This is a genomic window from Stenotrophomonas sp. HMWF023 (assembly GCF_003060985.1).
In the GTDB taxonomy this organism is placed as follows: Bacteria; Pseudomonadota; Gammaproteobacteria; order Xanthomonadales; family Xanthomonadaceae; genus Stenotrophomonas; species Stenotrophomonas lactitubi.
On sequence record NZ_QAIJ01000080.1, the window covers coordinates 1 to 12,549 of the forward strand.

Here is a 12,549-nt window from a genome sequence, read left to right on the forward strand (position 1 = left end):
CCCCTTCCCTGCCCATTTCCCATGAAGCCCTCCCTGCTCACCACCGCCATCACCTTCGCCCTGATCCTGGCCAGCCAACCCGTGCTTGCCGCTGACACTGATGCCAGCGCGGCTGCGGTCAAGGACCTCGACGTGGTCACCGTCAGCGCCCAGCTCGACCAGGCCCGCAACGCCCTGTCCCCGGACATCGGCAGCAGCCAGTACCAGATCACCGCCGAGGACATCCAGAAGCAGCCCCTGGGCGCCTCCGCCCCGCTCAGCCAGGTGCTGCTGCAGGCCCCGGGCGTGGTCCAGGACTCCTACGGCGGCGTGCACGTGCGCGGCGACCACGCCAACCTGCAGTACCGCATCAACGGCGTACTGCTGCCCGAATCGATCTCCGGCTTCGGCCAGACCCTGGATGCGCGCACCATCAAGAGCATCCGCCTGATGGACGGTGCCCTGCCGGCTCAGTTCGGTGAACGCACCGCCGCGGTGGTCGATATCACGACCCGCAGTGGTGCCGAGCTGGGCAACGGCGGCAGCGCCGGCATCACCGCCGGCTCGTTCGGCAAGGTCAACCCGAATGCCTCCTGGTGGGGCAACCAGGGCCGCTGGAGCTGGTTCCTGACCGGCAACTACGACCAGAACGAAGTCGGGCTGGAGAACCCCACCAGCGCACGCAAGCCGCTGCATGACGATACCCACCAAGGGAAGGCCTTTGCCGACCTGACCTATCTGGTCAACGACAACACCCGCCTGAGCGTGTTCGCCGGCTTCGCCAACAACCGCTTCCAGATTCCGGTCAACCCGGGGCAGACCCCGCAGTTCGGTTACCTGGACACCACCACCTTCGATTCCAGCCAGCTGGACGAAACCCAGCGCGAGACCACCCGCTTCGGCATGCTGGTGCTGCAGGGCACGCTGGGCCAGACCGCGTACCAGCTCTCGGCCGGCCAGCGCTACAGCGACGTGGCCTTCAACCCGGACGTCGTCGGCGATCTGGTGTTCAGTGGCGTCGCCTCGCAGGTCCAGCGCAGCAACCGCGCCAACACCCTGCAGGCCGATTTCTCCACGCCGCTGGGCGACAACCACACCCTGCGTTATGGCCTGTATGGCAACTACGAACACGCCGCCGCCAACAACAGCAGCTGGGTCTTCCCGGTCGATGCCGATGGCCGGCAGACAAGCACCACGCCGCAGCTGATCCCGGACCGCAACGCCTTCCACGCCAGCACCGCGGCACTGTACGTGCAGGATGAGTGGCGGATAGGCGAGGACTGGACGGTCAACTACGGCCTGCGCGGCGACCGCTTCAAGGCGTTCGGCCATACCGAGGGCCAGCTCAGCCCGCGCCTGGGCGTGGTCTGGAATGCCAGCGACAGCACCACGGTGCATGCCGGCTACTCCCGCTACTTCACCCCGCCCGCCAGCGAACTGGTTGCCGGCAGCGATCTGGCCCTGTTCGACGGCACCAGCAACCAGCAACCCGCCGGTGGCAGCAACACGCCGTTGTCCGAGCGCAGTGACTACTACGACATCGGCGTGTCACAGCAGGTCGGCGAGCACCTCACCCTCGGCCTGGATGCCTACGACCGCCGCGTCTCGCGCCTGCAGGACGAAGGCCAGTTCGGCGCCGCCTACATCTATTCCACCTTCAACTATCGGCGCGGCCACATCCACGGCCTGGAGTTCAGCGCCGACTACAGCAACGGGCCGATCAGCGCGTACTTCAACGCGGCCTACAACAAGGCGATGGGCACCCAGGTCATCACCAGCCAGTACAACCTCGATCCGGATGCATTGGCCTACGTGCAGCAGAACTGGATCCATCTGGACCACGACCAGAAGCTGACTTCTTCCGGCGGCGTCAGCTACGCCTTCGCTGGCCACAACCGGGTGGGTGCGAACTACGTGTACGGCAGCGGCCTGCGCTCGGACATCGAGGGCGTGCCCAATGGCGGCGAGCTGCCGTCGTACCTGCAGGTCAATCTCAGCGCCGCGCATGACTTCAACGCCGACAGCAGCCATCCGCTGCATGTGCAGCTGGCCGTGCTCAACACGCTGGACCGCAGCTACCAGCTGCGCGATGGCGGCGGCATCGGCGTGTTCGCGCCGCAATGGGGGCCGCGTCGCGGCGCCTATCTGAGCCTGCAGCAGGATTTCTAAGCGAAGGGGTCGGATCCCTTTCCGTAGGGAAACCCGGAGCTCGCAGTAGAGCCACGCCGTGCGTGGCTGCGAACGGGGTCAGAGCCCTTTGCTCCGCAAAGGGATCCGACCCCGTGTCGCTTTCAGCGCTTGACCTTGCGCAGCGACACAACCAACGCCCACAGCGCCAGCAGCACGAACCACACGCCCGACCACATCGGCATGGTCAGGCCGAGGAAGGTCCAGTCGATGTTGCCGCAGTTGCCGGTGCCAGTCAGAACGGTGCGGAACACTTCCAGCGGCCCCATGGTCTCGCGCAGGAAGGCCAGCGGCGGGCCACAGGTCGCACCCATCTCCGGCGGCAGCATCTGCACGTAGACGTGGCGTGCGGCGATGCCCACGCCCACGGCAGCGGCAATGAACGCGAGGATGCCGTAGGTCGCCCGCCCCGGGCGATTGGACGGCCCGTGCAGGGCACCGATCAGGAACAGCAGGCCCAGGGCGACAAATGCAAGGCGCTGGAAGATGCACAGCGGACACGGCTCCAGCCCCATCTTCAACTGCAGGAAGATGGCGTAGCCCAGCAGGCCCGCGCAGATCAGGAAGCCCAGCAGGAACTGGGCGCGGAAAGGCCAGCGCAGAGGATTCATCGGCAACGCTCGTGTAGTACGGACCGCAAGCGTAACCGAGACTGCGCGCCGTTCGAACCGCCACAACGTCGCGCCCGTCGGAACAGTGCGGGGTCGGATCCCTTTGTGGATGCAAAGGGCTCTGCCCCCCGAAAACGGAAAAACCCGGCACGAGGCCGGGTTCTTCACCGAATGACGGGTGTAGCGCGTCGATTATTCTTCGACGGCTTCAGCCACGACCGGACGGTCAACCAGTTCGACGTAGGCCATCGGCGCGTTGTCGCCGGCGCGGAAGCCGCACTTCAGCAGGCGCAGGTAACCGCCCGGACGGGTCGCGTAGCGCGGGCCCAGGATGGTGAACAGGTTGCCGACGGCTTCGTTGTCGCGCAGGCGGGCGAAGGCCAGACGACGGTTGGCGACGGAGTCGACCTTGGCCAGGGTGATCAGCGGCTCGGCGACGCGGCGCAGTTCCTTGGCCTTCGGCAGGGTGGTCTTGATCAGCTCGTGCTTGAACAGCGAGGCGGCCATGTTCTTGAACATCGCTTCGCGGTGGGCGCTGGTACGGCTGAACTTACGGCCGGATTTCTGATGACGCATGGTGATATTCCTTGGTTAATGATGTGGCTTTGCGGATCGTTGTCGCCTTCCTGGCGCTGCTGCTCGGACTGCGGTTGGTCCTGGCCATCCGTCCTGGACGACCTGCCCGCGAACCTTCGTTCGTCGTGGCGGTATTGCCTTGGTGCAATGGCCCCGTCGTTGCCGACGGGGCCATGCGGTCTTGCAGAAAGGCTGTATCAGCCCAGCATGCCGTGGCTGGCGACGCCGGCCGGCGGCCAGTTCTCCAGCTTCATGCCGAGCGACAGGCCACGCTGGGCCAGCACTTCCTTGATCTCGGTGAGCGACTTCTTACCCAGGTTCGGGGTCTTCAGCAGCTCGACTTCGGTCTTCTGGATCAGATCGCCGATGTAGTAGATGCTCTCGGCCTTCAGGCAGTTGGCCGAACGCACGGTCAGCTCCAGATCGTCGATCGGGCGCAGCAGCACCGGATCCACGCCGTTGTTGGCCGGCTTCGCCGCACCGCGGTCGCGGTGGGTGAAGTCACCGAACACCGACAGCTGATCGCTGAGGATGTCGGCAGCGGTACGCACTGCTTCTTCGGCGTCGATGGTGCCGTTGGTCTCGATATCGATGACCAGCTTGTCCAGATCGGTGCGCTGTTCGACACGAGCCGCTTCCACGGCATAGGCGACACGGCGGACCGGCGAGAACGAGGCATCCAGGACCAGACGGCCGATGGCACGGGTTTCTTCGTCCGGACGACGACGCGCAGCAGCCGGCTGATAGCCGAAACCACGCTCGATCTTCAGACGCATGTTCACTGCCGTGTCCTTGGTCAGGTGGCAGATCACGTGGTCGCCGTTCAAGATCTCCACATTGTGGTCGACCTTGATGTCGGCAGCGGTGACAACGCCCGGACCCTGCTTGGACAGGGACAGAGTCGCGTTGTCGCCAGAGTGCATACGGATGGCCACGTCCTTCAGGTTCAGCAGGACTTCCAGCACGTCCTCCTGCAGACCTTCGACCGTGGTGTACTCGTGCAACACGCCGTCGATTTCGACTTCCGTGATGGCGAAGCCCGGGATGGACGACAGCAGCACGCGACGCAGGGCATTACCCAGCGTATGCCCGTAACCCCGCTCCAAAGGTTCGATAACGACCTTTGCACGGGTGTCGGTAATGCGTTCGATCTGCGGACCGCGAGGACGCAGAACCTGGTTGGCGGTAACCGTCATGTTGCGGGTTCTCCTAGTGAACCCCCGGCCGTCGCCGGGGGCTCTCCAATGTGAATTACTTCGAATACAGCTCGACGATCAGCGCTTCGTTGATGTCCGCAGGCAGATCCGAACGATCCGGAACAGCCTTGAAGATGCCGGAGAACTTGCCGGAATCCACTTCAACCCACGACGGGCTCAGGTCATGCTGGGCGGCGACGGTCAGGGCTTCCTGGACGCGCAGCTGCTTGGCAGCCTTTTCAGACAGGGCGATGGCGTCGCCAGCCTTGACCTGGTACGAGGCCAGGTTGACCGACTTGCCATTCACGGTGACGCCGCGGTGCGACACCAGCTGACGGGCAGCCGGACGGGTCACGGCGAAGCCCATGCGGTAGACAACGTTGTCCAGGCGGGTTTCCAGCAGCTGCAGGAGGTTCTCGCCGGTGTTGCCCTTCTTGGTCGAGGCCTTCTTGTAGTAGTTGCGGAACTGACGCTCCAGCAGACCGTAGATACGCTTGACCTTCTGCTTTTCACGCAGCTGGGTAGCGTAGTCGGACAGCTTGCCCTTACGGGCAGTGGCGCCATGCTGGCCGGGCTTCTGCTCCAACTTGCACTTGGAATCCAGCGCACGCGCCGGGCTCTTCAGGGACAGGTCGGCGCCTTCGCGACGGGCGAGCTTACAGGTAGGACCGATATAACGAGCCATTTCTTATCGCTCCCTTTAGACGCGACGCTTCTTCGGCGGACGGCACCCGTTGTGCGGGATAGGCGTCACGTCGATGATGTTGGTGATCTTGTAGCCGACGTTGTTCAACGAACGCACGGCCGACTCACGGCCCGGACCCGGACCCTTGATGCGGACTTCCAGCGACTTCACGCCGTAGTCCAGCGCAGCACGACCGGCCTTTTCGGCAGCCACCTGGGCTGCGAACGGGGTCGACTTGCGCGAACCGCGGAAGCCAGCGCCACCGGAGGTCGCCCACGACAGAGCGTTGCCCTGACGGTCGGTGATGGTCACGATGGTGTTGTTGAACGAAGCGTGGACGTGGGCAACGCCGTCGGTGACGACGCGCTTGATCTTCTTCTTGGTCTTAGCAGCAGGCTTAGCCATTTATATGTCCCTTACTTCCTGATCGCCTTGCGCGGGCCCTTGCGGGTGCGGGCGTTGGTACGGGTGCGCTGGCCACGCAGCGGCAGACCGCGACGGTGACGCAGGCCGCGGTAGCAGCCCAGGTCCATCAGGCGCTTGATCGCGATACCGATTTCACGGCGCAGATCGCCTTCCACGATGTACTTGCCGACCTCGGCGCGCAGGCGCTCGATTTCCGGCTCCGACAGATCGCGGATCTTGGTGGTCGAAGTGACGCCTGCGACTTCGCAGACCTTCTTCGAACGGGTACGGCCGATGCCGTAAATGCTTTGCAACCCGACCCAGACATGCTTCTGGGCTGGCAGGTTGACGCCTGCAATACGCGCCATGACGCGGTTCTCCAGCTGAGTGATGGCCGACAGCGCGCTCAAGGCACGCCGATCCGGCAGGATGGATCAAAAAAGTGAACCAGTGATACTAACAAGGTTCCGGTTTGCTTGGAAGCCCGTGAAACCAGAGGTTTCATGAACCCGGCCCGGGGAGTGTGCCCAGGCTCCGGCGCCGGATGGGGTTGGACCTGGAGTTGCCTCCCGGGCCGCCCGCGCTACTCCAGCGCGGGACCACCTCATCACACCCCCACCCGGAACCGCTGCGGGGGCCGCCCTTCGTTTGTGTGGCCAGAGTCCGCGAAGCGGAGGACCATCACGTCAGGAAGACGAAAGTATAGCAGGCTAATCAGCCGCGAGCAAAACCGCCGCGGTTGCCGCCCTTCAGGTTGGCCTTCTTCAGCAGGCTCTCGTACTGGTGGGACATCAGGTGCGCCTGCACCTGGGCGATGAAGTCCATCACCACCACCACCACGATCAACAGCGAAGTACCGCCGAAGTAGAACGAGGCGTTCAACTGCGTGCGCATCAGTTCCGGCAGCAGGCAGACGATCACCAGGTAAGCCGAACCGGCAGCAGTCAGTCGGGTCAGCACGCCGTCGATGTAGTCGGCGGTGGCCTTGCCCGGACGGATGCCCGGAATCAGCGCGCCCGACTTCTTCAGGTTGTCGGCGGTTTCCTGCGAGTTGAACACCAGCGCGGTATAGAAGAACGCGAAACCGGTGATCAGCGCAGCGAACACGATCATGTGCAGCGGCTCGCCCGGACCCAGGGCATTGGCGACCTTCTGCAGGGTCTGGCCAAAGGTGCTCTGGTTGGCAGCCTGGCCGGACCACATGGCCAGGGTGGCCGGGAAGGCCAGCAGGCTCGAGGCGAAGATCGCCGGGATGACGCCAGCCATGTTCAGCTTCAGCGGCAGGAACGAGGTCTGGTTCATGTACGCGTTGCGACCGCCCTGGCGGCGCGCGTAATTCACCGTGATCCGGCGCTGGCCGCGTTCGACGAACACCACGAAGAAGGTGAAGGCGAGCACGACGATGGCGATCAGCAGCAGCTGGATGAACTGGATGTTGCCGTCGCGGTAGGCGTCGAAGGTGTGGATGACCGCACCCGGCAGACCCGCCACGATACCGGCGAAGATGATCAGCGAGACACCGTTGCCGATGCCGCGCTCGGTCACCTGCTCACCCACCCACATCAGGAACATGGTGCCGGCGGTCAGTGCGACCACGGCAGTGAGCACGAAGCCCATGCCCGGCATGTACACAACCGGTGCGCCGGTCGGCGACACCTGGCCCTGCAGCGCCAGCGCGATCGAACCGCCCTGCACCACTGCGAGCAGCACGGCGCCGATGCGCGAATACTGGGTGATCTTGCGGCGGCCGGACTCACCTTCCTTCTGCATCGCCTTCAGGGCGGGGAAGATGTGCACAGCCAGCTGCATCACGATCGATGCCGAAATGTACGGCATCACGTTCAGCGCGAAAATGCTGAAACGGTGCAGGGCGCCGCCCGAGAACATGTTGAACATGTCCACGATGCCGCCGCCCTGCTGTTGCATCATGGCAAGCATGGCATCGGGATTGACGCCCGGCACCGGCACGTAGCAGCCGATGCGATAGACGATCAAAGCCCCGACGACGAACAGCAAACGTTGGCGAAGTTCAGTGAACTTGCCCATTCCGCCCGCGAGGTTACCGATGCCAGCTTGCGCCATGATTCTCTTACTCCGTTACGCTGCCGCCGGCAGCTTCGATCGCAGCCTTGGCACCAGCCGTGGCAGCAACACCCTTCAGGGTGAACGCCTTGGTCACTTCGCCCTTGACGACGACCTTGGCCTTCTTGGCAGTGCTCGGAACCAGCTTGGCAGCACGCAGGACAGCGAAGTCGATCTCGCCGGCCGGCAGCTTGTCCAGCTGGTACAGCAGCACTTCAGCAGTGTCCTTGGCGATCGGCGAACGGAAGCCGATCTTCGGCAGACGACGCTGCATGGGGGTCTGGCCGCCTTCGAAGCCAGCCTTGATCTTGCCGCCACCCTTACGGGCGAAAGAACCCTTGTGGCCGCGGCCGCAGGTCTTGCCCAGGCCGGAGCCGATGCCGCGACCGACGCGGGTACGCTCTTTACGAGCGCCCGGTGCCGGGCTCAATTCATTCAGATGCATGGTCATTGGATTATTCCTCAACCTTGACGAGGTAGTGGACCTTGTTGATCAGGCCGCGAACCTGCGGGCTGTCCTTCAGTTCACGCACATCGTTCAGCTTGCCCAGACCCAGCGCACGCACCGACAGGCGATGACGCGCCTGGGCACCACGCAGGCCGCGAACCAGACGGACCTTGACGGTCTTGGTGGTTTCATTAGCCATGGTTGAGATCCTCCACCTTCTTGCCGCGCTTGGCCGCGATACGAGCCGGCGACTGCGCTGCAGTCAGGCCCTTCACGGTGGCACGCACCAGGTTGATCGGGTTGCGCGAACCGGTGGCCTTGGCCAGCACGTTCTTCACGCCCACTGCTTCCAGCACGGCGCGCATGGCACCACCGGCAATGACGCCGGTACCTTCGGAAGCCGGCTGCATGAACACGCGCGCTGCGCCGTGACCATCCTTGATGGTGTGCCACAGGGTGCCGTTGTTCAGATCGACGGTGACCTGGTTCTTGCGAGCCTGCTCCATCGACTTCTGGATGGCGACCGGCACTTCGCGTGCCTTGCCATAACCGAAACCGACCTTGCCTTCGCCGTCGCCGACAACAGTCAGGGCGGTGAAGGTGAACTGACGGCCACCCTTGACGGTCTTGCTGACGCGGTTGACCGCGACCAGCTTTTCGATCATGCCGTCGTCGACTTTCTCTTCGCGGTTACGGTCGCGATCGCGACCCCGCTGCTGACGTTCTTCTGCCATGTTTATTCCTTGGTTGTTGGGTTATGTACGGCTCGGGGCCGCTTATGGTTGTGGAGTGACGCGTTGTTGCGGTGGGCCGCTGCAGAAGAGCGGCGCCGCCCAGCCTCACTCAGGCTGGCGAGCAGGCGGGCACGGGGACCGAAGTCCCCTGCCCTGATCCCTTAGAACTGCAGGCCGGCTTCGCGGGCAGCGTCAGCCAGGGCCTTGATGCGGCCGTGGTAACGGTAACCCGAACGATCGAAGGCAACCTTCTCGACGCCGGCGGCCTTGGCACGCTCAGCGACGATGCGGCCAACCTTGGCGGCGGCATCGGCGTTCTTGCCGTTCTTCAGGCCTTCCTTGATGTCGGCCTGGGTGGTGTTGGCAGCAGCCAGCACCTTCGAGCCGTCAGCGGTGAAGACCTGTGCATACAGGTGCTGGCCGGTGCGCAGCACCGACAGGCGGGCCACACCGAGCACACGGATGTGGGCACGGGTCGACTTGGCGCGACGCAGGCGGGCGATGTTCTTGTTCATGATGTTTTTTCCTTGAAAGCTGAAGGTTGGGCTTTTCCCTGGAAAGTCCGCACATGGATCTGCGGGCTCTTGCGAGGGACTCGCGCTTACGCCTTCTTGGCTTCCTTACGGATGATGACTTCGTCGGAGTACTTCACGCCCTTGCCCTTGTACGGTTCCGGCTTGCGGAACGCACGGATCTTGGCGGCAGCTTCACCGACGGCCTGCTTGTCAGCGCCCTGCACCAGGATTTCGGTCTGGGTCGGGGTGGTGATGGTGATGCCTTCCGGCGCCACGAACACGATCGGGTGCGAGTAACCCAGCGACAGGCTGAGGTCCTTGCCCTGCATCGCGGCACGGTAACCCACGCCGACCAGCTCAAGCTTGCGCTCGAAGCCTTCGGAAACACCCTTGACCATGTTGGACAGGATGGCGCGGACGGTACCGGTCAGCGGGATCAGGTCCACGTTGTCGGTGCTCAGGGTGGCAACGCCGTTTTCGACATTGATGTTGATACCAGCCGGCTTGGCCAGCGACAGGGTGCCCTTCGGGCCCTTGGCGATGACGTTGTCGTTCTGGACGTTCAGTTCAACCTTACCCAGGTCGATCGGCTTCTTGGCTACACGGGACATGGTCTACTCCTTTCGCCTTAGGCCACGAAGCACAGGACTTCGCCGCCGACGCCCAACTGGCGCGCCTGCGCATCAGTCATGATGCCCTTGGAGGTGGAAATGATGGAAATGCCCAGGCCGTTCATGACCTTCGGCAGTTCGCTCTTGCCGCGGTACTGGCGCAGGCCCGAACGCGAGAAGCGCTTCAGGGTCGCGATGACCGGCTTGCCTTCGAAATACTTCAGCACGATTTCCAGCTCGGACTTGTTGTTCTCGAGCGCGGTCACGCGCAGGTCGGCGATGTAACCCTCGTCCTTCAGGACCTGGGCGATCGCAACCTTGATCTTGGACGACGGGGCTTTCACCGTCTGCTTGCCAACCGCTGCCGCATTCTTGATGCGGACCAGCAGGTCGGCGATGGGATCAGTCATGCTCATATGAGTACCTTTGAGTGCACCGATATCCGCTTTCGCGAAAATCTGTTGTCTCCTGGAAACGGGCCAGGCCCCCTCCCCCTACGCGTTGCGCAGAGCAAGACGCGGGAGTATACGCCAAAAGAGCCCGACTTGCGTCGGGCTCTTCGGTTTTTTGCAGAGGGAAAGCTGAACACCTTCCCTCCCCGGCTGCGAGGGCCCCCGAAGGCGCCCTCGCTGGCAGGACCGGCTGGAATTACCAGCTGGCCTTGCGCAGGCCCGGAACGTCGCCACGCATGGTGGCTTCGCGCAGCTTGTTGCGACCCAGGCCGAACTTGCTGTACACGCCACGCGGGCGGCCAGACAGTTCGCAACGGTTGCGGTGGCGGCTCGGCGACGAATCGCGCGGCAGCTTCGACAACTTGGTGGAGGCCTCGATCTTCTCTTCGTAGCTCGCGTCCGGGGAGGACACGATCTTCTTCAGAGCAGCACGCTTGACAGCGAACTTTTCAGCCAGCTTCTTCCGCTTGATGTCGCGGTTGACCATGGAGGTCTTTGCCATTTCGGTTTCCTCGACGAATCAGTTACGGAACGGGAACTTGAACGCTGCCAGCAGCGCCTTCGCTTCCGCGTCGGTCTTCGCAGTGGTGGTGATGGCGATATCCATACCGCGGATCGCGTCGACAGCGTCGAAGTCGATTTCCGGGAAGATGATCTGTTCCTTCACACCCATGTTGAAGTTGCCGCGACCGTCGAAGGAACGACCGGAAACACCACGGAAGTCGCGCACGCGCGGCAGCGAGATGTTGATCAGGCGGTCCAGGAACTCGTACATCTTGTGGCGACGCAGCGTGGTCTTGCAGCCGATCGGCCAACCATCACGGATCTTGAACGATGCCACCGAGATACGCGACTTGGTGACGATCGGCTTCTGGCCCGAGATCTTGGTCATGTCGCCAACGGCGTTTTCCAGGATCTTCTTGTTGGTGGCCGCTTCGCCGACACCCATGTTCAGGGTGACTTTGACCAGCTTCGGCACCTGCATGGAATTGGTGTAACCGAACTGCTTCATCAGCGCCGGAACCACTTCTTCCTTGTAAAACTTTTCGAGACGGGAAGTCATCTTCTCATTCCTCAGGCGTCGAGCGCCTCACCGCTGGAGCGGAACACACGCAGTTTGCGTCCATCCTCCAGCACCTTGAAGCCAACGCGCTCGCCCTTGCCCGAAGCCGGGTTCAGCACATTCACGTTGGAGATATGGATCGACGCTTCACGCTCGACCACGCCGCCGGCAACACCTGCCTGCGGGTTCGGCTTGGTGTGGCGCTTGACGATGTTCACGTTGGCAACGACCAGACGGTCGCCATCGACGCGGACGACTTCGCCCTGCTTACCCTTGTCCTTGCCGGCGTTGACGACAACCTGGTCGCCCTTCTTGATACGGTTAGCCATGATTATCTCCTGTCGCTCACAGCACTTCGGGAGCGAGCGAGACGATCTTCATGAACTTCTCCGAACGAAGTTCACGAGTCACCGGCCCGAAGATACGGGTCCCGATCGGCTCCTGCTTGTTGTTAAGCAGAACGGCAGCGTTGCCGTCGAAGCGGATCAGCGAGCCGTCGGGGCGACGCACACCCTTGCGGGTACGCACCACGACAGCGTCATACACTTCACCCTTCTTGACCTTGCCGCGCGGAATCGCATCCTTCACGGTGACCTTGATGATGTCGCCGATGCCGGCGTAACGGCGCTTGGAACCACCCAGCACCTTGAAGCACATCACTCGCTTGGCACCAGAATTGTCGGCGACGTCAAGGTAGCTCTGCATCTGGATCATGATTCAGACTCCTTATTCAGCCGCACGCGTGATGACTTCCACCACGCGCCAGTTCTTGGTCTTGGACATCGGAGCAATCTCGGTCACGCGGACGACATCGCCTTCCTTGCAGGCGTTGTCGGCATCGTGGGCGTGCAGTTTCGTCGAGCGCTTGATGTACTTGCCGTACAGTGCGTGCTTGACCTGACGCTCAACCAGGACGGTAACCGTCTTGTCCATCTTGTTGCTGACGACACGGCCTTCGACCGTGCGCAGCGCTTTGTTTTCAGTATTGTCGCTCATAGCGGCCAT

Annotated in this window: 19 protein-coding genes; 1 reads left to right on the forward strand and 18 read right to left on the reverse strand. The window is 63.0% G+C overall.

Annotated elements, in window-relative coordinates:
- Nucleotides 1-21 precede the first annotated feature (21 nt).
- Entirely contained in the window at nt 22-2,148 is a 2,127-nt protein-coding gene (locus tag DBR20_RS03285) for a TonB-dependent receptor (protein WP_108265176.1), read from the forward strand.
- A 122-nt stretch (nt 2,149-2,270) separates the two neighbouring features.
- Here the strand turns inward: DBR20_RS03285 and DBR20_RS03290 are convergent, their stop codons facing one another.
- The 18 genes from DBR20_RS03290 to rpsQ form a co-directional block, all read right to left on the reverse strand.
- Nucleotides 2,271-2,777 (reverse strand): disulfide bond formation protein B, encoded by a 507-nt coding sequence (locus DBR20_RS03290; protein WP_089239011.1) that lies wholly within the window; start codon nt 2,775-2,777, stop codon nt 2,271-2,273.
- A gap of 192 nt (nt 2,778-2,969) precedes the next feature.
- Nucleotides 2,970-3,353: a 50S ribosomal protein L17 gene (gene rplQ / locus DBR20_RS03295; protein ID WP_089239009.1), complete on the reverse strand. Its 384-nt coding sequence runs from the start codon at nt 3,351-3,353 to the stop codon at nt 2,970-2,972.
- Between the two features lie 197 nt (nt 3,354-3,550).
- A complete protein-coding gene (gene rpoA, locus DBR20_RS03300; protein WP_025879320.1) occupies nt 3,551-4,549 on the reverse strand; it encodes a DNA-directed RNA polymerase subunit alpha in 999 nt (332 codons plus the stop codon).
- A gap of 55 nt (nt 4,550-4,604) precedes the next feature.
- On the reverse strand, nt 4,605-5,234 hold the full coding sequence (rpsD, locus tag DBR20_RS03305) for a 30S ribosomal protein S4 (protein WP_025879319.1): 630 nt from the start codon (nt 5,232-5,234) through the stop codon (nt 4,605-4,607).
- A 15-nt stretch (nt 5,235-5,249) separates the two neighbouring features.
- Nucleotides 5,250-5,639: a 30S ribosomal protein S11 gene (gene rpsK, locus DBR20_RS03310; RefSeq protein WP_004145443.1), complete on the reverse strand. Its 390-nt coding sequence runs from the start codon at nt 5,637-5,639 to the stop codon at nt 5,250-5,252.
- Nucleotides 5,640-5,650: 11 nt separating this feature from the next.
- The gene (gene rpsM, locus DBR20_RS03315; protein WP_025879318.1) at nt 5,651-6,007 is read right to left on the reverse strand and encodes a 30S ribosomal protein S13; all 357 of its coding nucleotides are present in this window, start codon (nt 6,005-6,007) and stop codon (nt 5,651-5,653) included.
- A 346-nt stretch (nt 6,008-6,353) separates the two neighbouring features.
- Nucleotides 6,354-7,721 carry a preprotein translocase subunit SecY gene (gene secY, locus DBR20_RS03320; protein WP_025879317.1) on the reverse strand — a complete coding sequence of 456 codons (1,368 nt, stop codon included), beginning with the start codon at nt 7,719-7,721 and terminating at the stop codon, nt 6,354-6,356.
- A gap of 7 nt (nt 7,722-7,728) precedes the next feature.
- Nucleotides 7,729-8,172: a 50S ribosomal protein L15 gene (rplO, locus tag DBR20_RS03325; RefSeq protein ID WP_025879316.1), complete on the reverse strand. Its 444-nt coding sequence runs from the start codon at nt 8,170-8,172 to the stop codon at nt 7,729-7,731.
- A gap of 4 nt (nt 8,173-8,176) precedes the next feature.
- Entirely contained in the window at nt 8,177-8,368 is a 192-nt protein-coding gene (gene rpmD, locus DBR20_RS03330; RefSeq protein WP_089239005.1) for a 50S ribosomal protein L30, read from the reverse strand.
- On the reverse strand, nt 8,361-8,903 hold the full coding sequence (gene rpsE / locus DBR20_RS03335; protein ID WP_025879314.1) for a 30S ribosomal protein S5: 543 nt from the start codon (nt 8,901-8,903) through the stop codon (nt 8,361-8,363). The genes rpmD and rpsE overlap by 8 nt, the downstream gene beginning before the upstream one ends.
- A 161-nt stretch (nt 8,904-9,064) precedes the next feature.
- A complete protein-coding gene (gene rplR, locus DBR20_RS03340) occupies nt 9,065-9,418 on the reverse strand; it encodes a 50S ribosomal protein L18 (protein WP_025879313.1) in 354 nt (117 codons plus the stop codon).
- 86 nt (nt 9,419-9,504) lie between these two features.
- Nucleotides 9,505-10,029 carry a 50S ribosomal protein L6 gene (gene rplF / locus DBR20_RS03345; protein WP_089239003.1) on the reverse strand — a complete coding sequence of 175 codons (525 nt, stop codon included), beginning with the start codon at nt 10,027-10,029 and terminating at the stop codon, nt 9,505-9,507.
- A gap of 17 nt (nt 10,030-10,046) precedes the next feature.
- Nucleotides 10,047-10,445 carry a 30S ribosomal protein S8 gene (gene rpsH / locus DBR20_RS03350; protein ID WP_025879311.1) on the reverse strand — a complete coding sequence of 133 codons (399 nt, stop codon included), beginning with the start codon at nt 10,443-10,445 and terminating at the stop codon, nt 10,047-10,049.
- Nucleotides 10,446-10,677: 232 nt separating this feature from the next.
- A complete protein-coding gene (gene rpsN / locus DBR20_RS03355; RefSeq protein ID WP_089239001.1) occupies nt 10,678-10,983 on the reverse strand; it encodes a 30S ribosomal protein S14 in 306 nt (101 codons plus the stop codon).
- Nucleotides 10,984-11,001: 18 nt separating this feature from the next.
- Nucleotides 11,002-11,544: a 50S ribosomal protein L5 gene (gene rplE, locus DBR20_RS03360; RefSeq protein WP_025879309.1), complete on the reverse strand. Its 543-nt coding sequence runs from the start codon at nt 11,542-11,544 to the stop codon at nt 11,002-11,004.
- Between the two features lie 11 nt (nt 11,545-11,555).
- Complete coding sequence (gene rplX / locus DBR20_RS03365; RefSeq protein WP_025879308.1) at nt 11,556-11,873, reverse strand: 50S ribosomal protein L24; 318 nt, start codon at nt 11,871-11,873, stop codon at nt 11,556-11,558.
- A 16-nt stretch (nt 11,874-11,889) separates the two neighbouring features.
- The gene (rplN, locus tag DBR20_RS03370; RefSeq protein ID WP_108265177.1) at nt 11,890-12,258 is read right to left on the reverse strand and encodes a 50S ribosomal protein L14; all 369 of its coding nucleotides are present in this window, start codon (nt 12,256-12,258) and stop codon (nt 11,890-11,892) included.
- Between the two features lie 12 nt (nt 12,259-12,270).
- Nucleotides 12,271-12,540 carry a 30S ribosomal protein S17 gene (gene rpsQ / locus DBR20_RS03375; protein WP_004145355.1) on the reverse strand — a complete coding sequence of 90 codons (270 nt, stop codon included), beginning with the start codon at nt 12,538-12,540 and terminating at the stop codon, nt 12,271-12,273.
- Nucleotides 12,541-12,549 lie beyond the last annotated feature (9 nt).